Annotated in this window: 24 protein-coding genes; 13 read left to right on the top strand and 11 right to left on the bottom strand. The window is 60.5% G+C overall.

Annotated features, from left to right (window positions below; translation table 11 throughout):
• Window positions 1-35: 35 nt before the first annotated feature.
• The 4 genes from HALTADL_RS15900 to HALTADL_RS15885 all read right to left on the bottom strand — a co-directional run bounded on the left by HALTADL_RS15900 (window position 36) and on the right by HALTADL_RS15885 (window position 1,842).
• A complete protein-coding gene (locus HALTADL_RS15900; protein ID WP_089671340.1) occupies window positions 36-443 on the bottom strand; it encodes a hypothetical protein in 408 nt (135 codons plus the stop codon).
• Window positions 440-667, bottom strand: coding sequence for a hypothetical protein (locus HALTADL_RS15895; RefSeq protein WP_089671341.1), 228 nt, complete (start codon window positions 665-667; stop codon window positions 440-442). Before HALTADL_RS15895 ends, HALTADL_RS15900 begins: the two co-directional genes overlap by 4 nt.
• A gap of 66 nt (window positions 668-733) precedes the next feature.
• Window positions 734-1,462: a methyltransferase domain-containing protein gene (locus HALTADL_RS15890; protein ID WP_089671342.1), complete on the bottom strand. Its 729-nt coding sequence runs from the start codon at window positions 1,460-1,462 to the stop codon at window positions 734-736.
• On the bottom strand, window positions 1,459-1,842 hold the full coding sequence (locus HALTADL_RS15885) for a nascent polypeptide-associated complex protein (RefSeq protein ID WP_089671343.1): 384 nt from the start codon (window positions 1,840-1,842) through the stop codon (window positions 1,459-1,461). The genes HALTADL_RS15890 and HALTADL_RS15885 overlap by 4 nt, the downstream gene beginning before the upstream one ends.
• A 203-nt stretch (window positions 1,843-2,045) precedes the next feature.
• Here HALTADL_RS15885 and HALTADL_RS15880 point away from each other — a divergent pair, with 203 nt between their 5' ends.
• Both HALTADL_RS15880 and HALTADL_RS15875 read left to right on the top strand, forming a co-directional pair.
• Window positions 2,046-3,026 carry a DUF4397 domain-containing protein gene (locus HALTADL_RS15880; protein WP_089671344.1) on the top strand — a complete coding sequence of 327 codons (981 nt, stop codon included), beginning with the start codon at window positions 2,046-2,048 and terminating at the stop codon, window positions 3,024-3,026.
• 48 nt (window positions 3,027-3,074) lie between these two features.
• Window positions 3,075-4,751: an acyl-CoA mutase large subunit family protein gene (locus tag HALTADL_RS15875; RefSeq protein WP_089671345.1), complete on the top strand. Its 1,677-nt coding sequence runs from the start codon at window positions 3,075-3,077 to the stop codon at window positions 4,749-4,751.
• Window positions 4,752-4,766: 15 nt separating this feature from the next.
• Here the strand turns inward: HALTADL_RS15875 and HALTADL_RS15870 are convergent, their stop codons facing one another.
• On the bottom strand, window positions 4,767-5,003 hold the full coding sequence (locus tag HALTADL_RS15870) for a YbjQ family protein (RefSeq protein WP_089671346.1): 237 nt from the start codon (window positions 5,001-5,003) through the stop codon (window positions 4,767-4,769).
• 120 nt (window positions 5,004-5,123) lie between these two features.
• On the opposite strand from HALTADL_RS15870, the gene mce reads away from it, so the two are divergent.
• The 3 genes from mce (at window position 5,124) to HALTADL_RS15855 (ending at window position 6,806) form a co-directional block, all read left to right on the top strand.
• Window positions 5,124-5,507: a methylmalonyl-CoA epimerase gene (gene mce / locus HALTADL_RS15865; RefSeq protein ID WP_089671347.1), complete on the top strand. Its 384-nt coding sequence runs from the start codon at window positions 5,124-5,126 to the stop codon at window positions 5,505-5,507.
• Between the two features lie 162 nt (window positions 5,508-5,669).
• On the top strand, window positions 5,670-6,383 hold the full coding sequence (locus tag HALTADL_RS15860; RefSeq protein WP_089671348.1) for a DUF4013 domain-containing protein: 714 nt from the start codon (window positions 5,670-5,672) through the stop codon (window positions 6,381-6,383).
• A 141-nt stretch (window positions 6,384-6,524) separates the two neighbouring features.
• Entirely contained in the window at window positions 6,525-6,806 is a 282-nt protein-coding gene (locus HALTADL_RS15855) for a hypothetical protein (RefSeq protein WP_089671349.1), read from the top strand.
• A gap of 105 nt (window positions 6,807-6,911) precedes the next feature.
• Here the strand turns inward: HALTADL_RS15855 and HALTADL_RS15850 are convergent, their stop codons facing one another.
• Window positions 6,912-7,775, bottom strand: coding sequence for a 3-hydroxyacyl-CoA dehydrogenase family protein (locus HALTADL_RS15850; RefSeq protein WP_089671350.1), 864 nt, complete (start codon window positions 7,773-7,775; stop codon window positions 6,912-6,914).
• A 280-nt stretch (window positions 7,776-8,055) separates the two neighbouring features.
• Between HALTADL_RS15850 and HALTADL_RS15845 the strand changes: the two genes are divergently transcribed.
• The 3 genes from HALTADL_RS15845 to HALTADL_RS15835 all read left to right on the top strand — a co-directional run bounded on the left by HALTADL_RS15845 (window position 8,056) and on the right by HALTADL_RS15835 (window position 10,784).
• Window positions 8,056-8,763, top strand: coding sequence for a DUF7409 domain-containing protein (locus HALTADL_RS15845; protein ID WP_143054117.1), 708 nt, complete (start codon window positions 8,056-8,058; stop codon window positions 8,761-8,763).
• A 321-nt stretch (window positions 8,764-9,084) separates the two neighbouring features.
• Window positions 9,085-9,909 carry a class I fructose-bisphosphate aldolase gene (locus tag HALTADL_RS15840; protein ID WP_089671352.1) on the top strand — a complete coding sequence of 275 codons (825 nt, stop codon included), beginning with the start codon at window positions 9,085-9,087 and terminating at the stop codon, window positions 9,907-9,909.
• Complete coding sequence (locus HALTADL_RS15835) at window positions 9,909-10,784, top strand: class 1 fructose-bisphosphatase (RefSeq protein ID WP_089671353.1); 876 nt, start codon at window positions 9,909-9,911, stop codon at window positions 10,782-10,784. The genes HALTADL_RS15840 and HALTADL_RS15835 overlap by 1 nt, the downstream gene beginning before the upstream one ends.
• Window positions 10,785-10,806: 22 nt before the next feature.
• On the opposite strand, the gene HALTADL_RS15830 is transcribed toward HALTADL_RS15835, so the two are convergent.
• Entirely contained in the window at window positions 10,807-11,886 is a 1,080-nt protein-coding gene (locus HALTADL_RS15830; RefSeq protein WP_089671354.1) for an aminopeptidase, read from the bottom strand.
• Between the two features lie 128 nt (window positions 11,887-12,014).
• Here HALTADL_RS15830 and alaS point away from each other — a divergent pair, with 128 nt between their 5' ends.
• The 4 genes from alaS (at window position 12,015) to HALTADL_RS15810 (ending at window position 16,931) form a co-directional block, all read left to right on the top strand.
• Window positions 12,015-14,783: an alanine--tRNA ligase gene (gene alaS / locus HALTADL_RS15825; RefSeq protein WP_089671355.1), complete on the top strand. Its 2,769-nt coding sequence runs from the start codon at window positions 12,015-12,017 to the stop codon at window positions 14,781-14,783.
• A 204-nt stretch (window positions 14,784-14,987) separates the two neighbouring features.
• Complete coding sequence (locus tag HALTADL_RS15820) at window positions 14,988-15,209, top strand: hypothetical protein (protein WP_089671456.1); 222 nt, start codon at window positions 14,988-14,990, stop codon at window positions 15,207-15,209.
• 100 nt (window positions 15,210-15,309) lie between these two features.
• Entirely contained in the window at window positions 15,310-16,308 is a 999-nt protein-coding gene (locus HALTADL_RS15815) for an ornithine cyclodeaminase family protein (RefSeq protein ID WP_089671356.1), read from the top strand.
• Window positions 16,309-16,352: 44 nt separating this feature from the next.
• Window positions 16,353-16,931 (top strand): mechanosensitive ion channel family protein, encoded by a 579-nt coding sequence (locus HALTADL_RS15810; RefSeq protein ID WP_089671357.1) that lies wholly within the window; start codon window positions 16,353-16,355, stop codon window positions 16,929-16,931.
• 8 nt (window positions 16,932-16,939) lie between these two features.
• Here HALTADL_RS15810 and HALTADL_RS15805 read toward each other — a convergent pair whose 3' ends face one another.
• The 3 genes from HALTADL_RS15805 to HALTADL_RS15795 form a co-directional block, all read right to left on the bottom strand.
• A complete protein-coding gene (locus tag HALTADL_RS15805; protein WP_089671358.1) occupies window positions 16,940-17,809 on the bottom strand; it encodes a mechanosensitive ion channel family protein in 870 nt (289 codons plus the stop codon).
• Window positions 17,810-17,870: 61 nt separating this feature from the next.
• Window positions 17,871-18,938, bottom strand: a complete 1,068-nt coding sequence (locus HALTADL_RS15800) for an mRNA surveillance protein pelota (RefSeq protein ID WP_089671359.1) — start codon at window positions 18,936-18,938, stop codon at window positions 17,871-17,873.
• 54 nt (window positions 18,939-18,992) lie between these two features.
• Window positions 18,993-20,195 carry a DUF4013 domain-containing protein gene (locus HALTADL_RS15795; RefSeq protein ID WP_089671360.1) on the bottom strand — a complete coding sequence of 401 codons (1,203 nt, stop codon included), beginning with the start codon at window positions 20,193-20,195 and terminating at the stop codon, window positions 18,993-18,995.
• A 253-nt stretch (window positions 20,196-20,448) separates the two neighbouring features.
• On the opposite strand from HALTADL_RS15795, the gene HALTADL_RS15790 reads away from it, so the two are divergent.
• Window positions 20,449-21,984, top strand: a complete 1,536-nt coding sequence (locus HALTADL_RS15790) for an ATP-binding protein (protein ID WP_162551743.1) — start codon at window positions 20,449-20,451, stop codon at window positions 21,982-21,984.
• 99 nt (window positions 21,985-22,083) lie between these two features.
• On the opposite strand, the gene fba is transcribed toward HALTADL_RS15790, so the two are convergent.
• Entirely contained in the window at window positions 22,084-23,076 is a 993-nt protein-coding gene (gene fba / locus HALTADL_RS15785) for a class II fructose-bisphosphate aldolase (protein WP_089671362.1), read from the bottom strand.
• Window positions 23,077-23,105: the final 29 nt, after the last annotated feature.

The following is a 23,105-nucleotide window of genomic DNA, read 5'->3' as shown; positions in this document are numbered from 1 at the left end:
CGAGACGGTATAACGTTTCGTCACACGCCGCGACGTTAGCCGCGGCGTCGACGTATGCCGGCCTGCACAACGCCGCTGAGATCGATCCGAAACGGACTGATCCCGAACAGGTCGGCGAGTCGACCCGGTGGCTGGGAGGGGTCGTAGCGGGCAACTGGGACACCCTGAACGCGGACGAGTACTGGCGTCTCGATCCGGAGGGGGCTGCCGAGACCCAACTGGCGGAGCCAGTCGACGGCCTCACTCTGGGCTGTCGCGCGGAGCTTACGCAGGGCGGCGAAGCTCTTTGCCTCGACGTACAGGGTGTCGTGTTCGGTGTGGAGTTCGAGGACCGAGTTCGGGAGGTCGACAGTCAGCTCGGCCTCAATCAGGAGCCCACGATGCTTGTCAGCGACACCGCGCTGCTCGTCGGATGCCTCGCGAGGCTCGTCGGTTGTGGTCACTTGTCGCTGTTGCGTTCGCGGGCCCGGATTTTGACGGTGCCGTTGAGCCGCCACTGGGCGTGGTCGGCGTCCTCGCCGATCCGGTCGGGGACGTCGACCTCCATATCCTCGAACTCGTAGGTGATCTCGGCTCCCCGGCCCGTCAGTCGCTCGTAGAGGCCAATCGCCAGCTCCGGCCACGTTTCAGTCTCGTTGAATTGACCGCTGGAATCGTCTGTCGACATCGTAGTTGTACTCAGGCGGGCCGATACAAAGAGTCTGGTGTCGTCCGGCCGCCAGCGACACCGATCCTAACTGTTGCGAGCGAAGGTCAGATAGCCGGTGTGGCCGACGCCAGCCGTCGACGGCCGCGAGCCGCGGTCGTCGAACATCATCTCTCGCTGGATGGTCTCAATCGTCACAATTCCGCTGAGTCCGGCTTCCTCGGCCGCAGCTACTGTCTTCCGGGAGTTCTCGATAAACGGCGAGTAGACCGCAACGTAGCCGCCGTACGTGAGGAGATCGGGAGCCGAGTCGACGATCTCGGGGGCGTCTTCGGTGTCGAGCGTGAGGAGATCGAACGGCTCACTCTCGGTGAGGCTGTCGAGATCCGCTTTGATGTCGCCGCTACGGACGTCGACGTGATCCTCGACACCGGCGGTCTCCATGTTCTCGCGGGCGACTTCAGCGAAGTCGGCCGACTGCTCATAGGTGGTGACCGAGGCACCGAGTCGACCCAGATACGCCGATAGCACGCCAGTTCCAGTCCCGGCGTCGAGAACGCTGTCGTCGGCTGCCGCACCGGTGTGGCCGATTACGAGCCCGATATCGCGGGGCATCATCGGCGCGCCGGTTCGTTCGAGGTGATTAAACAGATCCGGCCCGCGGAGTTCGCGGGCGACGAACTCGTCGCCGAGATGCGTCTCAAGGACGTCCCCGCTTTCGACGTCTTCGGGGACGGTCAGCATGCCGAGATCGGTGTGAAGCTCCGCACCGGGTGCGCGGAGGTACTCCCTGTCACCGTGTGTGAGGAGGATCACCCGAGGCGAGAGATCGCCGCGGCGAGATCGCCGTCTTCGGCTTCGAGCGCTTCACGCGCGTCGCTTTTCGACGCACCAGCCTGCGAGGCGACGAGTTTGACGTCGTCTTCCGGGATGGCTTCCTCGTCGGTTCCGGCGTCCTCACCGCTGCTGTCCTCGATAGCGCCTGCGGCGTCCTTCGTTTCGGCCTCGCCGACGATCTGGTAGGTCTGGCTGCCCTGAGCGTCCATTCGGGTGACCTCCGGCGCGTCGAAGACGAGCTGCTCGCCGTTGGTGGTCGTGATGGTCACGGTCTCGGCATCGATATCCGTGACATCGATTCCCATCTGTTCCATCATCTGTTGCATCTTCCGTGGGTTCATACCGCCGCCTCCAAACATAGGTAGATCTTCTCGGGGAACGACGAAAAACGTGGCGAAGCCAGCCGCCTCCCCACTGCCCTCCAGCCGCCCGTGATCTCAGCACTGTGTCGACCGAATTCCCCCCGAATGTCGACCGAATCGTGACACACGCGCCTGACTGAGAGTCTCGGATACTATAAAAATGACTACACTTCTGCCGGCCGAAATTTGGGTGGTTGCACATGACACAGACACCACGCAGAGACGTACTGAAAGCCGCGGGAACGGTCGCCATTGTCGGCGGCTTGGCAGGCTGTGCCGGAGGCGAGGGACAATCGACAGGGCAGCAAAACGAGACGGACGGCACCCAACAGGATGGCGGACAGATGGGTGCGTTCCGGGTTGCTCACATGTCGACGGATGCGCCGAACGTCGACGTCTTGGTCGACGAGGAGCCTGTGATCGAGGATCTCGGCTTCCGTGAGGTAAGTCCCTATCAGGAACTCGAACCGGGACCCTATCAGGTACAGGTCGCGGCGACCGGCGATCCGGAGACGCTCGTCTTCGACGAGGAAATCGAGGCCCAAGCGGGAGTCACAAACACCGCCGTCGCCTACGGTGAGGCTTCCGGCGGTCCTGACACCGCCTTTACCGTCGACGTTCTCGAAGACGATCCGAGTGATCCGGGCGAAGGGATGAGTCGTGTCCGGCTGTTCCACGCTTCGCCGGACGCCGGTGACGTGAATATCATCGTTACCGAGGCTCCCGAAGGCGGACAACAGCCGGAAGAAAATCAGACCGAAGAGGGAACAGAGGAAAATCAGACCCAAGACGGACAGCCAACCGACCTGCCACAGCAGGGAGCCGTGCTGTTCGAAGCCGTTGGCTTCGGCGAGTCGACCGCCCAAGAGGTTCCAGCAGGCGACTACTCGCTGGGGGTTGTTCCGGCCGATGACGACGATCAGCAGGCCCAAAACGAGACGAACCAGACTCAACAGGAGCCTGAACCCGAAGACGCCCAGTCGACACAGGAACCGGTCGCGGAGTTCGATCTCGCCGCCGAAGGCCAAACCGTCTACTCGGCGTTCGCCACGGGCTATGTCAGTCCCGAAGACGCGCCCGTCGACGAGGCCTTCGAGGTCATCACGGTCGTCGACGCAGAGGCAGGCGAACGCGCAGATGGCGGCACCGACAGCGGTGGAATGATGACGCTGACACGATAGCCAACTCGCCAACGACATTTAACAGGCCACACCGCGTCAGCGTCGACAATGTTCGATGACGAGGACCTCGCGACGATCCGCGAGGCCAAAGCCGAGTGGGAAGCCGAGACGCTCGAACCGACCGTAGACCGGTTCGGCGAGCGCGCCGAGCAGTTCGACACCGACACCGGCGGTCAGGACGTCGACCGGCTCTACACGCCCGACGACGTTGCCGACCTCGACTACACCGAGGATCTCGGCTTCCCCGGCGAGGAACCCTACACACGGGGCGTCTACCCCACGATGCACCGTGGTCGACTGTGGACGATGCGGCAGTACGCCGGGATGGGCACCGCCCGCGAAACCAACGAGCGGTTCAATTATCTGATCGACCAAGGCTCCTCAGGACTCTCGATGGCGTTCGATCTCCCAACCCAGATGGGATATGATTCTGACGCCTCAATGGCCGCTGGCGAAGTCGGAAAGGCTGGCGTCTCCATCGATACCCTCGCTGATTTCGAGACCGTCTTCGAGTGGATTCCGCTCGACGAGGTCTCGACGAGCATGACGATCAACGCCCCGGCGGTCGTCCTGTTGGCGATGTATATCGCCGTCGGCGACAAACAGGGCGTCGACCGCGAGGAACTCAGGGGAACGCTCCAAAACGACATCATGAAGGAGTATATCGCCCGGAATCTGTTCATCTACCCGCCGGAGCCGTCGATGCGGCTGATCACGGATACGTTCGCCTTTGGGGCCGAGGAGGTTCCCAACTTCAACACGATCTCGATTTCGGGGTATCACATCCGCGAGGCTGGCTCAACTGCGGCCCAAGAGATCGCCTTTACGCTCGCCAACGGGATCGAGTACGTTGAGGCCGCCATCGAAGCCGGACAGGATGTCGACGAGTTCGCCCCACAGCTCTCCTTCTTTTTCAATGCCCACAACAACATCTTCGAGGAGGTAGCGAAATTCCGCGCCGCCCGGCGGCTCTGGGCCACGATTATGGACGAGCGGTTCGGTGCGGAGAATCCCAAATCCAAACAGCTCAAATTCCACGCCCAGACCGGGGGGTCGACGCTAACGGCCCAACAGATCGAGAACAACGTCGTCCGCGTGGGGTATCAGGCACTCGCGGCGGTCCTCGGTGGGACCCAGAGCCTCCACACCAACGGCAAGGACGAGGCGCTTTCACTGCCGACCGAGGAGTCGGTGCGGACCGCCCTGCGGACCCAGCAGATTCTGGCCCACGAGTCGGGCGCGGCCGACACCATCGACCCGCTTGCGGGAAGCTACTACGTCGAATCGCTGACTGACGACGTGGAGGCCGAAGCCCGCGAGATCATCGACACCATCGACGAGCGCGGCGGGATGCTCCGGGCGGTCGACACCGGCTTCGTCCAACAGCAGATTCAGGACGTGGCCTACGAACGCCAGCGGGAGATCGAAGACGGCGAGCGGATCATCGTCGGCGTCAACGAGTTCGAAGTCGACGAGGAGCCGAAAATGGATCTCGAATCCGTGGACGAAGAGGACGGGGCTCGGCAGGTCGACCGACTGGAGCGGGTCAAAACAGATCGCGAGGAGGAGGCGGTCGACGATGCGCTGACGGCGGTTGCCGAGGCGGCGGCGGGCGGCGAGAACGTCTTGCCACCGGTGATCGAGGCGGTCAAAGCCTACGCCACGGTCCAGGAAATCTGTGACGTGTTTCGCGATGAGTTCGGCGAGTATCAGCCCGGCGTCTGAGGCGGTGGCTGTGGCTCACTGAAGCGAGACGGCCGTTCCGTACGCGAGGACCTCCGACGCCCCATCGCCGTCGTTGCCGGTCATAAACCGGACGCCGACGATGGCGTCCGCGCCCATCGACTTCGCCTCGGCTTCCATCCGTTTTTCGGCCCGCTCGCGGGAGTTCGTGGCGAGTTCCGTATAGCCGCGGACCACACCGTGTGTGGTGGAGATTGTTCGATCGGGGACCGTTTCGGTTGTCGTAACGATCATGTCGACTGACTCTCAGTGTGGGCTACTAATTGTGTCGGCGAGGTGACGGCAACTTCTCACACCGTAATCCGCCACAGTAGCGGCTGGCCTTTTATACGGGCTGCCGTCGACCGATGACGTATGCGTTTCCACCACGCCGGGATCGCGACCGCCGATACCGACCGACTGGCCGAACTCTACGGCGAACTGTTCGACGTGCCTGTGGTCCACGACGAACGGTTCGATGGGATGACTGTCGTTTTTCTCGATCTCGATGGGAGCTATTTCGAACTGTTGGAGCCACACGACGGCGGGCCGATTGCGAACTATCTCGACAGCCACGGTCCGGGCATCCACCATCTGGCCGTGGCGACCGACGATATCGAGGCTGCGCTGTCGACCGCCCGAGAGTGTGGCATTGAGCTGATCGACACCGAGCCGCGGCCCGGCGCGTGGGGCCACGATGTCGCCTTTCTGCATCCGGCGTCGACGGGTGGGGTGCTCGTCGAGTTCGTCGACGACTAACGACGGGGCTGTGATACCGCGGTATCACCGCTCGACTGCATCATAAGGTCACTGCTCAGTCGACCCACCGAACGGTCGCAGAAATCTATTCGTGTGGTTATTAATGACAAAGACGATTACATTTGAATAAAATATATCAGGCAGTATCATAATCCACAGACTATGTTCGAAGATGGAATGGCGTATCCCGTTCGCGGTGATTGGTTCGGACGAACAGTGATCGGTGGACTGTTGTTCATTTTTTCGATCTTTTTGATTCCAATATTTTTCTTGGTGGGGTATCTAATCAGAGTACTTGAACGGACTGTTGCGGGCGTCGACGAACCACCGGCGTTCGACGATTGGGGTGATCTCTTTGTGAAGGGAATTGTTGGAACGGTTATTTCGGTCATCTACTCGGTTGTACCGTTCGTCGTGTTCGGGATTCTGGGCTCCGTTCTGTTCGGTGTTGTTGGCCTTGCGGGGAGTGCTGGCGGTGATGGCGGTGGCATCGTTGCTGGCCTCGGATTCACGGCGATCCTGATCCTCGGGCTACTGTTCGTCCCGGTTTTGTTCATCGTGTACTACATGGTCCCGGCGGCACTCACCAACTACGCCATCGAGGACGAGTTTGGGGCGGCCTTCGACTTCGGGACAATAAAACCGATCCTGCTGAGCAGTGAGTACCTGGTCGCCACGCTACTGCCGCTCGTCGTCTCAGTGTTGCTCTGGATCGCAACGAGTATCTTGGGTCTCACGGTTATCGGTCTCGTACTCGTTCCGTTCCTCCAGTTCTACGGACAGGTCGCGGTGTTCAGAATGTTCGGCTCGGCCTTCGAGAGCGTCACGCGTCGGTCAGGAACGGCTCGTGCGTCACCTGCCGTCTCTGCGGACTAACCCGCGTTGATCCGCTGGTATCGAGCCGTCGACTCTCAAACTTATTGGTGAATCACAAGTCGATTCGAAATAATAAACTATTATGAATATATGAACGAGAGATAAGTAAGAGTTAAAGCATTTGGATTTGACAAACGCGGTATGGTGCAACAGAACACCGAAGAAGTCAGTGGAATCGTCTCTGCGCTTCTTTCGTTGATAATCGTTGGATTGGGTCACATTGTCATTAATAAGCAGACCAAGCGGGGAGCCTTCTGGTTGGTCGGCTCAATCGGTGCCGGGGTCCTCTACGGTCTGTTCAGCTTTTTAACAGCAGGACTCGGTCTGTTTTTGTTCCCAGTCCTGTTTTTGATTCCGGTAGCGTCCGCTGTTGACGCCTACCTGCAGGCCCAAAAAATAAATTCGGGTGCGATTCAGGTCTAATCACAGAGCGTTCGGACAGTACCGTTTTTAACAGATATTCTACACGGACATAGTAACTTCTGAAGGCTGTCATACCCGTCTTCGCGCTGATTCAACCGGGATCAGTCACTGATAGGTATAAAATCCGGCACCCGTCTTTTTGCCGAGATCGCCCGCTTCGACCTTTCGTTTCAGCAGATAGGCGGGCGTATACCGATCACCCAACTCGTCAGCGAGCGTCCGGGAGGCATGAAGACAGACATCCAATCCGATATGGTCGGCGAGTTCGAGCGGGCCCATCGGGACGTTCGTCCCGAGTTTCATCCCGCGGTCGACATCCTCTTTTGTCGCAACACCCTCGTCGTAGGCGCGAATCCCCTCGTTGATCCACGGCATCAGGATTCGGTTGGTGACGAATCCCGGCTTGTCGTCGGCCTCCCACGTCTCCTTACCCAGTCGCTCGGCGAACGCGTGGGCGCAGTCGACCGCCTCCGATGCCGTTTTTTCGCCGACGACGATCTCGACGCCCTTCATCACTGCGACGGGGTTCATAAAGTGGATACCGACCACCTGCTGTGGGCGGTCGGTGGCCGCGGCAATCGTCGTGATCGAGAGCGTGCTCGTGTTGGTCGCGAGGAGGGCCTCGCTGTCGACGAGCCCGTCGAGATCCGCGAACAGATCCCGTTTGATATCGATATCCTCGACGACGGCCTCGATGACGAGATCGCAGTCGGCGAGATCGGCGAGATCGGTTGTGCCGGTTACGCGGTTGCGAACTGCCGACACCGAGTTCGACGCCGGGAGGCGTCCGTCGTCGGCCAGCCGCGAGAGGCTTTCGTCGATGGCCGCCAGCCCTTGGTCGACGGCCGCCGGGTCTACGTCGCACATCCTGACCGCGTAGCCGGCGGTCCCACACGATTGGGCGATCCCATGGCCCATCGTTCCCGCACCGACGACGCCGACTGTGTCGATCTCAGCGAGGGCGTACATACATAACCCTCTGTTCCCAATAGCCTAAATATGAGGGACCGGCCTCCATACCCACCCATCGTGCTTCCCGATTCGAGAGAGCTGTTGCGTCGACCCGGAACGCAGAACGACCGCGAGCAGTGATCGGTCTGTCACACTACGGCCGCATAAATAGCACAGTACTGATAAGTATGGCCGGTGTCTCGACGTATGCCACTGATTTCTACCTCTCATTAGTCGTAAAGTGATGCAAATATTCATTAGCGATGGGTCCAAGATTCGTATGGAATGGTGACTGGTTGTGTCTAGCGATGGTACAGATCGGTGTACTGTCGACAGCCCGTTACAATCAGTGCGGTTCGTCGGTCCCGCAACCGCGACCGCGCTCGATACCCACGGGTACGATGCCACAGCCATCACCGACAAGCGCGTCTCCTACCGGATGTTGGTCGAGGCGGGCGTGAATCCGGGTGTCGCCGCGAAGATCCGCCGCGAGCACTCGCTGTCGTGGTCGTTTAGCTCCGGCGGCGACCTCGACCGACGGTCGGCACAAATCAGGGGCCTCGGCACCGCAGAGGCCGAGTGGGTCGCCGCCTCGGCCGGTGACTGGGAAGCGGCCTCCGAGCAGACGGTGGCCAGCCAGCAGTCGACGGCCGACTCAGCCGCCGATTCCGATACCGTAACCGACGAGAGCGACGAGACGCCGACACCGTGGCCGACTCACGGCGAGTCGACTGCGGATACGACTACGACTGGCACCGCGACCGATGGGAGCGGCGATGCGATCCGTGCGGAGGCCGCCTGGCGCGCCCGGAGCAAACCGACGCCCGTCGATGAGCTGGATGCGGTCGACGCGGCGTCGGCCGACCAGCTTGCGGAGGCGGGGATTATCTCGGTTCGAAGCCTCGCCACCGCCGATGCCGAACACGTCGCCGACGTGCTGGAGCTTTCAAAAGCGGTTGTCGACGAGTGGCATCAGGCCGCGCGGGATGCCCACGACCGATCCTAGGAGGATTCAAATAGATCAACAAGTCGACACCGACCGCTCGTCGACTCGGGAATCCCAATACAAGAGACATAGCTATAAGCCGACGGTATCGCGCTGCCCAATGTCTATGAATTAATTATAATGATCGATTCAGTCATTTTCACACGCGTCTACGATAATTTGCGCACAAAATCTGGCGGGGAAAACTAAAATCTGCGAAGTTTTTACTACAAAACAAAGTAACGCTGTGAGCCCAAAAATGTGCGTACGGGACTCTCTAACGTATCAAATCTGAAGGATTGACCACAGCGTTTTTATCCTAGATTACGGGACATAGTACTGATGATCCCTCACGCTGACGAGGCGATAACACGCGACGATAAGTCGCTGATACTCGCCTACGATCACGGACTAGAACACGGCCCCGTCGACTTCGAGCCGAATCCGGCCACCGCCGATCCCGACCGCGTCTTCGAACTGGCCACCCACGACGCGGTGACTGCGGTTGCCGTCCAGAAGGGGATCGCCGAGGGCTACTACCCGTCCTACGAGGATGACGTGACGCTCCTGGCGAAACTCAACGGCACCTCGAACCTCTGGATGGGAGAACCGAACTCGTCGGTCAACTGGACGGTCGAAAACGCCGCCGAGGTCGGTGCCGACGCGATTGGGTTCACGGTCTACGGCGGCTCGAACCACGAGATCGAGATGGTCGAAGAGTTCCGCGAGGCCCAGGAGGCCGCCCGTGAACACGATCTCGGTGTCGTTATGTGGTCCTACCCGCGCGGACAGGGCCTGAAAAACGCGACGACTCCCGACACCATCGCCTACTCGACGCGACTCGGTCTCGAACTCGGTGCCGACATCACGAAGGTCAAATACCCCGGTTCGCCGGAGGCGATGAACCACGCGGTCACCATGGCCGGCAACTCCAAGGTCGTCATGAGCGGTGGCTCGAAGACCGACGATCAAGACTTCTTGGCGACAGTCCGCAACGCGATGGATGCCGGAGCCAACGGGCTTGCAGTCGGTCGAAACGTTTTCCAGCGCGACAATCCAGAACAGATCCTCGACGGACTCGAAGCCGTAATCTTTGAGGAAGCCAGTGTGAAAGACGCACTCGACGTGATGGGATCCGAACCAACCAATCCGGCGGCCCTTGAGTAATGAGTTCACCAACTACTGACTCCGACCACGAGGCGGTCTTGGACGATATCTTCGAAACGCTTGCCGAACTCGCCCCCGAAATCCGGGCTTCGCTGCCCGGTCGACGGACCAAAAGTACCGAAACGAACCCCAGCGGCGAGACGCAGATGGAAGCCGACGCCTACGCCGACGAACTCCTCGAAGAGGCACTCGGCGCAATTGACGGTGTTGGGTTCTACGCCAGTGAGGAGCAGGCCGAACCACTCGACCACGGCGAGGGTGTGACGGTCGCCCTCGACCCACTCGATGGCTCGTCGAACCTCAAACCCAACAGTCCAATGGGAACGATCATCGCCGTCTACGAGGGTGAGCTTCCGGCCGGTGGCGACGAGCTGCTGGCCTCCGGCTTCGTCCTCTTCGGCCCGATCATGACGATGTCGGTCGCCCGCAACGGCACACTTACCGAATACATGGTCGAAAACGGTGAGAGTGAGGTTATCACCGAGAGCGTTCAGCTCCCCGAGGAGCCGACCGTCTATGGGATGGGTGGCCGTGCTCCCGACTGGACGCCCGGCTTTTCGGCGTTTATCGACGAGGTCGAAGACGAGTACAAGCTTCGGTACGGCGGTTCGATGGTCGCCGACGTGAATCAGGTACTGACCTACGGTGGGATCTTCTCGTATCCCGCACTCCAGTCGTCGCCCAACGGAAAGCTTCGCCTCGAATTCGAAGGGATTCCGATGGCCTACATCATCGAGTGTGCTGGCGGCGCGTCCTCGGACGGAACCCAATCGATCTTGGATGTCGAGGCCACTGAGGTTCACCAGCGTGTGCCTGTCCACCTTGGCAACGAACAGCTGATCGACCGCGTTGAGGCCCACCTCGTCGACGAGTAGTCGACGCCGACTCCGAAAGATACTATTCCTCTTCGAAGACGAACGTTCCGTCCTGTTGGACGATGTCGCCATCGAGTTCGATTCGGGAGTCCTCGCTCATGTCGACGATCATGTCGACGTGTTCGGCCGACTCGTTGCGCTCGTTGCCCTCACCGACGGTATCCTTGTATGCCGACCCAACTGCGAGATGGATCGTGTCGCCCATCTTCTCGTCGAACAGCATGTTGTAGGTCACCTGATCGATAGCGCGGTTCATTCCGACGCCGAACTCGCCGATGCGGCGTGCGCCATCGTCGGTGTTCAGGATTTCAGTAAGGAGGTCCTCGCCGCTCTCGGCGCTGTGGTCGACCACTTCGCCGTCTTCGAAGGTGAGCCGGACGTCCTCGATCTTTCTGCCCTGCCGATAGAGTGGCACATCGAAGTAGACCGATCCCTCGACGCTGTCGACGACCGGCGAGGTAAACACCTCACCACCCGGCAAGTTCTTTTCGGCGTAATCGTTGAGTGTCGGATTGCCGGCGATAGAAAAGCGGATGTCGGTCTCCTCGCCGGCGACGATCCTGACTTCGTCGGCGGCGTCAAGGCGGTCGACCATTTGAGCCTGGAACTCGCGTTGGGCCTCCCAGTCGAGACTCACAGCGTCCCAGACGAAATTTTCGTACCCCTCGGTGCTCATCCCCGCGAGTTGGGCGTGGCCGCTGGTCGGAAACTGCGTCAAACACCAGCGTTTCGAGAGACGTTCCTCTTGGACTGGCCGCACCGCTCGCTTGTAGGCCGCGTTGTTCTCGGGTGGCACGTCGCTGGTTTCAGTGACGTTGGGGCCGCCGCGGGCGATGATGAACGCATCAGTTTCCTCGAAGAGGGCCTGTTGGTGATCGGGGGTTTCGTACTCCTCGCCACCGGCCCGGAGGTAGGCCCGCGAGGCCCGCTGGGAGTGGGCCAACCAGATCGGAATCGCGCCGCGTTCCCCACACAGTTCGTGGAGCGCAACAGCGAGGTCTTCGGCCTCTTTTGGGACTTGAATAACGACACGGTCGCCTTCCTGAAGGTCGACCGAGTGGTCGACGATTGTTTCGGCGTGTTGGCGGATTCGTGAGTCCATACACCCCGTGGTGTCGCCGTGGCTGAATAACTTCACCTTCGGCGGCTGTTTTTATACCGGATTCCGGGGTTAGCGTCGTCAAGCCGTTGTCCGAACCCTTTTAGAACCTCATGCGCCAAACAGGAGTAATGAGTAATCTAGAGCAGGAGTACCGCCTCGACTACTTCGAGGCCGAAGACTTCGTGCGCCGGGAGTGTTCCTCGTGTGGGGCACACTTCTGGACGCGCGACCACGACCGCGAACTCTGCGGTGAGCCGCCGTGTGAGGACTACCGATTTATTGATGACCCGAGTTTCGACGAGGAACACACCCTCGAAACGATGCGCGAGGCGTTCCTCTCGTATTTCGAGGACCACGACCACGAGCGAATCGAGCCCTACCCGGTCGCTGCAAACCGCTGGCGTGACGACGTGCTTCTGACCCAAGCATCTATCTACGATTTCCAACCACTCGTCACCAGCGGCCAGACACCACCACCGGCCAACCCGCTCTGTATCTCCCAGCCCTGCATTCGGATGCAGGACATCGACAATGTCGGCAAAACGGGTCGACACACGATGGCCTTCGAGATGATGGCCCACCACGCGTTCAACGCCCGCGCCGAGGCCGAGGGAGAGTATGCCTACGAGGGCGAGGTCTACTGGAAGGACGAAACCGTCGAGTTCTGTGATGGCCTCTTCGAGTCTCTCGGTGCTGATCTCGAAGAGATCACCTACATCGAAGATCCGTGGGTTGGCGGCGGCAACGCTGGCCCAGCCATCGAGGTCATTTATAAAGGCGCGGAGCTCGCCACGCTGGTCTTCATGTCGATGGAGCAGGACTCGGAGGGTGAATACGAGATGAAAGACGGCAACCGGTATTCGAAGATGGACACCTACATCGTCGACACCGGCTATGGCCTCGAACGCTGGACGTGGATGAGCCAAGGCACCCCGACGGTTTACGAGGCGATCTACCCCGAGATGATCGCCTTCCTCAAAGATCACGCTGATATTGATCACACCAACGAGGAAGAACAGCTCATCCACCGGGTCGCCAAACTCGCGGGCCACATGGATATCGACGAGGCCGACGACATGGACAGCGCGAGAGCAGAGATCGCTGACCGCTTAGACGTCTCTGTCGACCGACTCACCGAACTCATGGAGCCGCTGGAGGACATCTACGCTATCGCCGACCACTGCCGGGCGCTGGCTTACATGTTCGGCGACGGGATCGTCCCTTCGAACGTCGGCACGGGCTATCTCGCCCGAATGGTCTTGCGGCGAACGAAGCGCCTCGTCGACAACGTCGGCGTCGACGCGCCGCTGGACGAACTCGTGGATATGCAGGCCACCCGGCTGGAATACGAGAATCGTGATACGATCCGCGATATTGTCCGGACTGAGGAGGCCAAATACCGCGAAACGCTGGAACGCGGCTCCCGGAAAGTCGAACAGTTGGCCGACGACTACGCCGGAACCGACGAGTCGATTCCGGTCGACCAGCTGATCGAACTGTACGACTCCCACGGAATTCAGCCGGATATGGTCGCCGAGATCGCCGCCGAGCGCGATGCGACCGTCGAGATTCCGGATGACTTCTACTCGCTGGTCGCCGCGCGCCACGATGAGGCCGGTGAGGCAACCACGTCTTCTGAACAGGACGAACGACTGGGTGATCTCCCGGAGACTGATAAACTCTACTACGACAACCAAGAGCGGATGGAGTTCGAGGCGGTCGTCCTCGACGTGTTCGAGGCCGACGAGGGCTACGATGTCGTTCTCGATCAGACGATGTTCTACCCCGAGGGTGGTGGCCAGCCCGCCGACCACGGGACGCTGACCAGCGAGGAGGCCACCGCCGAGGTCGACGATGTCCAGATCGTCGACGGCGTCGTCCTCCACCGCACGGATCGTGATCCGGGCAAGGGCGAGTTCGTCCGTGGCCAGATCGACGCCGACCGGCGGCGTCGACTGATGAGCCACCACACGGCGACTCACATCATCGGTCACGCGACCCGAAAGGTCCTCGGTGAGCATATTCGGCAGGCAGGCGCTCAGAAAGGGATCAACTCCTCACGACTCGACGTTCGGCACTACGAGCGCATTACGCGCGAGGAGGTCACAGAGATCGAACGGATCGCCAACGAACTCGTGCGGGACAACATCTCGGTCACACAGGAGTGGCCCCACCGCAACGAGGCCCAAGAGGAACACGGGTTTGACCTGTATCAGGGTGGCATCCCACCGGGGACCAACATCCGACTGATCCACATCGGCGAGGATGTTCAGGCCTGCGGTGGCACCCACGTTAGCCGGACCGGCAACGTCGGCGCGATCAAGATTCGTAAGACCGAACCAGTTCAGGACGGCGTCGAGCGAATCGTCTTTGCGGCCGGCGAGGCGGCCATCGAGTCGACCCAGCGCACCGAGGATGCGCTGTACGACGCCGCCGATGTCTTGGACGTGAATCCACAGGAGGTCCCCGAGACGGCCGAACGCTTCTTCACCGAGTGGAAGGAACGCGGCAAGCAGATCGACCGTCTCAAAGACGAACTCGCGGAGGCTCGCGCCGCCGCCGAGGCCGACGAGATATCGGTTGGCGATCAGCCCGCCGTGATTCAGCGCATCGATGCGGATGTCGACGAACTCCGGGCGACCGCCAACGCGCTCGTCGAGGAGGGCAAAATCGCCGTCCTCGGTAGCGGCGAGGGCGGCAGCGCGGTGTTCGTCGTCGGTGTCCCCGACGCCGCAGGAATCAATGCCGGTGAGGTCGTCGGCGAACTCGCTGGTCGTGTCGGCGGTGGTGGTGGCGGCCCACCGGATTTCGCACAGGGTGGTGGGCCGGATGTCGACGCACTCGATGACGCGCTTGAGGCGGCCCCCGAAATCCTCCGTGGCGTGCTGAACGCGTAGCTGTCTCGCCTCTTTTCGGGTTCGGTCGACAATATATTCGTCCGTAATCAGTTCTAAGAATTCCCCTTCGAGTAGCTACATTGGATCTCCTCCTGCCGACAGCGACTCATAAGTTATGAGTTGGATTTTCCTACCACCCTCAATGGCTTTGGGTTACCCACCAGAAAGAATTAAATATGTATTGCCCATAGTATGTCATGTATTATGACCCGGTACTACGACTTCGTGCTTGGCCTGATTCCGGCTGTGATGTTCGGACTGACTGCGATTTTATTCCTCGCAGGCATCCAGTTGACGATGGCCGTGCCAGTCGGAGCCGGGGCTGCGGTTCTCGTTATCGGACACGCGCTGTTCGTCAACGTTCCGGGTCGGGCCGAGCCGACGGCCGACCAGCGATCCGCCGTTCAGCCATCAAACGCTGACTAACTCACAGTAGTCGTCGACTACGTTCGGATCAGTTCGCTCCGTAACCGACCAACGGACCGTCGATGTACCTTTCCTTCTTGCTGTCTTCTGTTGAGCTAGCATGACCGACTGCCTCTTTTTGAGTAGCAGCGATGTCCAGGGACTCGCCGAGCCAGCGGCTTACGTCGACGCCGTCACCGAGGGCTATCGCCAGCGTGGCGAAGGCGCGCCAGCCGAACCACGAACGAAACTCATCAACGAGTCGCCGCCGGGGATGTTCACCGACTACGCGGCAGTGCTTCCGGAGGCTGGCTATATGGGTGGCTACATGTATTCGGCTGGCTTCGGCGAGCGCGATGCGTGGTTCATGACGCCGCTGTTCGATGCCGACAGTGGCGAACCACTCGCGCTTCTGGATGGGGCCAGCATGAATCCGTTTAAAACGGGTGCGGCAGGTGCGGTTGGCGTCGACCACCTCGCCCGCGCTGACGCCGAGACGGTCGGGATCATCGGGTCGGGACCACAGGCTCGCGGCCAGCTCCGGTCGACGGCGACTGTTCGAGAGCTCTCAGCAGTCGAGGTCTACTCACCGACGCCAGCCAACCGCGAGACGTTCGCCGACGAAATGACTGCGGCGCTCGACTGCGAGGTGACTGCGGTCGACTCCAGTGCCGATGCGGTCACTGGGGCCGATATCGTCATTACAGCAACGAATGCCGACGAGCCGGTGTTTGATGGCGATCTGCTGGCTCCCGGCACCCACGTGACTGCAATGGGACAGTACACGCCCTCGAAGCGCGAACTCGATACGACCACCATCGCCCGGAGCCGGTACGTGCCGGATCTCCGTGAACGCGTCATGCAGGACGCTGGCTCGTTCATGCACGCTGTCGAGGCGGGCGTCGTCAGCGAAGTCGACATCCATGCCGAGTTGGGTGAGATCGTCGCTGGCAACGCAGTCGGGCGACAAAGCGAGACGGAGGTTACGGTGTTCGACAGCGGCGGCACCGGGATCGAGACTGTCGCCGCGGCTGGGATGCTCTACGAACGAGCGAAAGCCGAAGGACTCGGGTCGACAATCTCGTTTGCACCGGCCAACGAGGCACTGACTGGCGAGTAAGTAGGGACCGTATACTCTTACGGTAGGCGTCGACTACTATCCGTATGCTTCAACTGCCGTCGAACATCGCCGAGCGGGTCGTCTCGGAGTTCCTTACGGATATACTCAGTATTCTCCCGACACTCATCTCGGGACTGGTGTTTCTGACGCTCGCCTACATCCTGATTCGTGTTATCCGGTCGGTGCTTCGGTCCACACTCGGTCGGCTCTACTCTCAGGAGGAACAACTCATCGTCGACCTCGTGGTGACGGTCGTCACTGTGTTCCTCTGGTTCGGGGCTGGCCTGACGCTGTTCAAAATCGTCGGGATGGACGATGTGGCAGCGAGTCTTGGGACTGCAACCGGTTTTGTCGCCTTGGGTATTGCCTTCGCCCTCAAGGAGATGATTGCCGACACGGTCGCCGGGGTCTACCTGCTTCAGGATGCGGATTTCAACGAGGGTGATCTGGTGACCACGGCCTCAGTAACCGGCACCGTCACCGGCATCGATCTGCGTAAAACCCGGATTCGGAGCGAGGAGGGCGACCTGATTGTCGTTGCCAATCGGGATGTCGAAAAGAAGTGGGTTCAAGAAGCTCCAACCGACGATGAGGTGTCGTCGACCGATTCGGGTTTGAAGTAAGCCGGAGACTACTGTTCGGAAGTCAGTGATGTCGGGGGCTCGTCGACTGTGAGTTTGCCCGACAGATCGTGTTGAGTGGTCGTACTGAGATCGATGCCAGCAGCCTCACACCGATCTTTGACTATTTGAATGTATTCGGACCGGGTTTCGGAAAACTCCTCGCGGTCGGGGTCGCCGATCCAAAACCGGGCCTGCAGTAGTACTGCGGTATCACCGAGATCAGCCATCCGAACCGAGGGTTCGGGATCGGTGAGGATTTCGTCGTGGTCATCGGCCACATCGAGCAAAATACGCGTTGTTTCATCGATATTATCCGCGTAGCCGATGCCGAATTTGTAGGAAATGCGGAGTGTGTCGTTGCTCATTCTGTTTGTCACTGAGGTCGTCGCAAGCTCCGTGTTGGGGACGGTGATCGTCTCGTTGTCGAACGTTCGGACGCGAGTCACCCGGAAGCCAATATCGTCGATAAAGCCCGCCTTGTCGTCCCACTCGATCCAGTCGTCGATAGTGAAGTTCCGATCCTGAACGATAAACACGCCCGCGACGAAGTTTGAGATCACGTCTTGGGCGGCGAAACCGACTGCCAGCGTTAGCGCGGCGACAATGAGTGCCGAGCCACCCAATAGACCACTAAAGCCCGCGGCTGCCGCGGCAACGGCGAGCGTGCCTACGATGACGCCCACGTGGAGTACCTTCTGAAGGGCCCGCTCGATGGTTGGATCCATGTTTCGGCGGCCAAACAGCCACGCGACGGCCGGTTCCAACAGGTATCGACCGGGGATGTAGACCACAGCCGCAACGACAAGCAACTCCCCGAGCTGTCCGAGAAGAGCCGCGTATTTCGGAACGAGACTGTCGACTGACTGCGGAAGTACCATTACCTACACCCCTGCAAGCAGGAAACTAAGAGATACTGGTAGAAGCGACCGACACCGTCGACTACTGGAGCCGGTAGCGAAGCAACGCTGCAATTCCACCGAGATTTTTCAGCTGTTGGCCCGGCTGGAACTCCTTCGAGAAGACGGTGATTTCGCCACCCTTCTGTTCGACAGTCTCGATAACCTCGTTGACGTCGAGGTCCCAGTCGCCCTCTTTCTGTCGTTCGTCTCGGAGTCGCTCATCAAGGATCAGTAGCTCTTCGACAGCCCCGAACTCGGCGGCCTCTTGGACCTGCTCGATCCCATAGGCGGCCTTCGCGCCGTCGCCAATGCGGGTCATCAGTTCGTCGATGGTCTCGGCCTCGCGGGCGATTCTGGTCTCGTCTTGGACCTCTTCGACCGCACCGCGTTTGAGCACTTCGTGGACCCCGCGACCGCCCGCACTGGAGGTGTCGACCACCGTAATCAGTTCCTCCAGATCCCGATAGTTCTCGGCGATGTAGTCCCGAGCGTCCTGTTTGGTAAATCCCGGTCCAGCGAGAATGATCGCGTCGGTGTCGAGATGGCTGAGTGCGCTTCCCAGCTCGCCGAACAGTTCATCGCGGGGCCGAGAGTATTCTCCTTTGCCGGTCGGCTTCGTGAAGGAGGCGTACTCGTCGACGCCGTACTCTTTGACCAGATGGATGTAGGCCTCGCCTTCTTCGACGGTGGCGATGGCGACATCCGGGTTGTCGGCGGCCTCCTCGGCCTCCTCGATGCGGTCGATCTGATCCGGTTTGAAATGCTTTTCAATGGTTAGCTCTTCGTGCTGTTCGACATTGAGCGTGTGGTGGAGTCCGAGCTGGTCCTCGCGGGAGCAGCCGGTGATGACCCCACCCACGCGGAGTCGGTTGGCGAAGCGGGCGAACTCGACGCTCTCGACCTCAATCGTCACTGAGATGTGTTCGCGCTGGCCGCCGGTGTCGCGCATCTGGTCGTCGTTGCGCTGGATGCGGCGGGTGGTGTCGCCGGAGACGAGATCGCCCGGTTCGAGGACGTAGGAGAGATGCCACAGATCATCGACGGTTTCGGGGACCAGCGTCATCCGTTCTCGGCCCTCCTCGCCACGACCGCGGCTCGCGATTCGCATACCCCTTCTTCGGCCGACCGGCTAACAACCCTTCCGTTTGATCTGGGCCTCTGGCTACTGGTCGTCGTCGACGCCCCAGACGAAGCCGTGGTCGTCGGTGTTGTTAGTCTCGCCATCGCCATCAGGAGCCTCGGGTTCGTCGCTGTCGGCACCGACGCTGTTTGCCGCTCTGCTATCGTTGTCGTCATCACTCCGCAACTGGTTGCTCTCGTCGTCGACTGACTCACCGTCGTCATCCGACACTGACCCATTGCCATCAGCCTCGGTCGGTGTCGACTGGCTGTCGACCGCCGGGAGATCCGACTTTCCGGGAGGCTGTGACTCGGCGGGATTCAGCCCCACGGTTCGTCCCGTCTGTATGGCTGGGTCGGCCTCCGGTCGACTGGGTTCGGTCTTGGGGCTGGGCGCTGACGCCGAATCCGCGGTCATCAGCACGCCCGTTTCCGCGGTCGTGTCCCGTACGGATGCCGGATAGATCTCGGCGAGTCCCGTACTCCCCCCGCGACCGGTCGCCCATGCCGCCGATACCCGGATGACGAACCCAAGGTAGAATCCGAGCAGGATCGTCACCAACAGGATGATCAGCGCGGCTGCCGGTGAGAGATAGCCTACAGCTACTGCGATCCCAACCAATGGAAGGAGGAGGGTTGGCGCGGCCGTCAGCAGCCCCATTGCGATCAACCACCCCGTGAGGTAGTCACCGGTTGCGGCCAGTCGGAGCACCCGGCGAACCCCAAGCGCCGCCCGAAGCGAGCCAGTCGACGCAAACACCGCCCGCGCGGCGGGCCGAACGTAGAGATAGACGAGTCCGTAGAGCAGGAGTCCGAACCCCGCGACCAAAATTAGCACGCCGACCAGCGCCTGTGCCGACTCGGTGAACCCCGGCGGCTGTATCGCCGCCGCGACCCACCCGCCTATCGCAATCCCACCCAGCACAGCCGCCGGAAGCAGATAGACCGCCGAAAGCAGCGTCGACGAACCGCCCCTTCGGACGAGCGTCCCCCAGCGCACGAACGACGGGACAGTGGGTCGGTCGTGGATGCCACTGTCGACGACCGCAAGCAGATAGCCTCGCAGTACGAGACTCGGCAGGGCGACCACCGGCGTGGCGGCGAGTCCAACCCATGGCGATGCGACCAGTAACACGGTCCAAACTGCCACTAACACCGGTGTAAAAAAAGCCAACACCGAACCGACGAGGATCGTCCCGAAGGCGTCGTCGGCACGGTAGGGCACCCGGAGCGACTCGCTCAGCATTGGCTATATCCAGTACCCCACCCATCTTATGTACTGTGGTGGACACAAACCGCGTCGCTCGATGACCCTTTGTGAGGGTCGACGATGGATGTAACTGCTTTCCCTGAGGCTTGGGTGTGACTGACACACACCTATTTGTGCGTAGAAACAGTATGGTAACTAACACAATGTCCTCTACCGGATGGTTGTCAGAAACGGGCGTACAGGGGGCGACCAGACACCGGGAGTCCGCCTTCGGAGAGGCTGGTATCGGATGACGGGCGACTCACTGACGTCTCAGGCGGCCAGAGAGGAGCTGTATGACATTATTCGGGGCGACGGCTCGTTTGAGACCAAAGCACAGGCGGCACTCGACATCGGGGTGCGGTTTTTGAGTGCCGACAGTGGCTATCTCGCACGCGTCGACGCCGAAACGGAGTACTGGGAGATACTGGTCAGCACCGAGCCGTTCGACGGCGAGGCCCCGACCGGACAGGAGATCGATTTCGAGCTGTCCTACTGTCGACGGACGGTCGACTCGGACGAACAGATCACACTCCACGATGCCCCAAATCAGGGGTGGGCTGACGACCCTGCGTTTCAGGCCCAAGGATTGCACTGTTATCACGGAACGACACTGATCGTCGATGGTGAGCCCTATGGAACGGTCTGTTTCGTGGCCGAAGATCCCCGCGGGGAGTTCAGCGACTGCGAGAGTCTGTTTGCCGAGATGATTGCCCGACTGCTCGAACGTGAACTCGAACGCCAACAGCACGAAACCGAACTCACGAGACAGGCCAACCTTACGACCGTCCTCAACCGTGTGCTCCGGCACAACCTCCGAAACAAGCTGTCGATTGCGCGTGGGCATATACAACTGATGGCAGATTCAGCGACTGAGTCCGGAGAGATAGCCCTCCAAAGTGTCGACACTATCATCGAACTCTGTCAAAAAGCCCGGGACCTCGACCAGATAATCAGCCTTGAGACCGACCCCGAACCAACTGACATCACTGCGCTCGTCCGGGCGGTCGCCGAGAGAGTTATTTCTCAGCATCCGAATACGAGTATCGAGATCGATCAGGTGGACTCTGTCACGGTCAGTGTACTGCCGAGTTTCGAGCGAGCCCTCTTAGAGCTGATCGAGAACGCCGCGAAACACGGTGGCCCACCCTCGACGATTACCGTTTGTATTACGGAGGTATCGGATGGCGTCGAAATACGGGTCTCTGACGACGGTCCCGGTCTGGCTCCCCAGGAGGCGAAAGTACTCGAAACAGGCTCGGAGACGCCCCTGACCCATGGGAGTGGACTCGGGCTGTGGATCTCTCACTGGATCGTAACTGGCCACGGCGGCAGCATCGATGCCACAGTGACCGACGCGGGGACGACGATGACGATCAGTCTCCCCCAGCAGACGGAGTCGACTACGGACAGCCACCAACCCACGCTCAAGCGCGCTCACGATCAGTATCAGGCAGCCTTCGAGGAGGCCTCCGACGCGATGGTGATCGTCGACACGGAGGGCCGAATCATCGAAGCCAACCCGGCGGTCGCTGACGTCTATGGGGTCGAGAGCCAGCAACTCCTCGGGCGGCCGATTGCGGAGTTCCTGCCCGAGGAGTTCGATTACGAAGGCGCGTGGAGCCGGTTCCAGACCAAAGACTCCGAACACGATACGGTCACCATCGTCGGCGGCGACGGCGTCGACCGGCGTATCGAGTACACCGGGACGACGAACATCGTTCCCGGCCATCATCTCATCGTCGGGCGAGATATCTCCAAGCGGACGGACCGCGGTTCACGCTAGCAGACGACCGTTTCTCGGACCACAGTAAGAACCGCCAGTTACAGAGTTTCGAGGCGAAAGTCCACGACTTTCGTCGTGGGAGGATGTCAAGTCGACTGCTTAGCTGAACTTGCTTCGGTCAGCACTCCCGGCGACGGTTGCGAGGTCGGCGTACACGTCCGCGATCCGGTCGCGGATGTTCCGGCCCGCAACGCGGGGGTCGAACCGATCCTTGTTCGGGGCCCAGTCGACATCGTTGAAAAATGTATCCCGGTGGTCTTCGATCCCCTCCGGCGGGACGATTTCATCGGTCTCCTCCCGGTAGAGATCGAACGCCGTCCGGGTGTACTCGTACTGGTAGCGGGTATCCTTGTTGACCTTACAGATTCCGTGTTTCAGCATCTCCTGAAGCTGTTCGGGCTGGACACCCGACGAGCCGTGCAGCACCAGCGGCGTGTCGAGACCGTGGTCTCGAAGCGCCATCCGAATATCTTCGGTCAGATCGGGTCGGAGTTCGAGATCCTTGCCTTTGGCGACGCCGTGCTGGGTGCCGACCGAAATCGCCAGCAGATCACAGCCTGTGCGGTCGACGAACTCGACGGCCTGCTCGGGATCGGTATAAAAGGCCTCGTCGGCGACGATCTCGTCTTCGACGCCCTTGATCGTGCCGAGTTCGGCCTCAACGAGGATGTCGGCGTCGGCCTCGTCGACCCAGTCGACGACCTGTTTGGATTTTTTGACGTTCTCCTCGAAGGGGTCGTGGGAGGCGTCGATCATAATCGAGGAGGGGATCTCCAACTCGATCTGTTTCCGGATCGTATCGAGATCCGTCTGGTGATCCATGTTGAGAAAGACGCCGATATCGTACTGGTCGGCGATGAGGTCGATGTAGTTGCTCATCGCTTTGAGGCCCGCAATCGGATTGCCGTTGCCGGCGAACGAGCAGGCCCCGTTGGACATCTGCAGGAGGAGATCCGAGTCGACCCGCTGGGCCCCCTCGATCAGTCCGATCATTGTGTTCGGTTCGGCGATGTTACTCGCGATCAGCCCGAACCCCTCGTCGAGGGCGTCGTCGTACACTGTCGACAGGTCAGCGCCACCACGAAATGTCATACTGAGATAGATGTGTGTGGAGGGAAATA

Origin of the sequence: Halohasta litchfieldiae, from assembly GCF_002788215.1 — an archaeon.
Classification (GTDB): domain Archaea; phylum Halobacteriota; class Halobacteria; order Halobacteriales; family Haloferacaceae; genus Halohasta; species Halohasta litchfieldiae.
The sequence above is the reverse complement of the archived record's forward strand: the minus strand, read 5'-3'. Positions and strand labels throughout refer to the sequence as shown.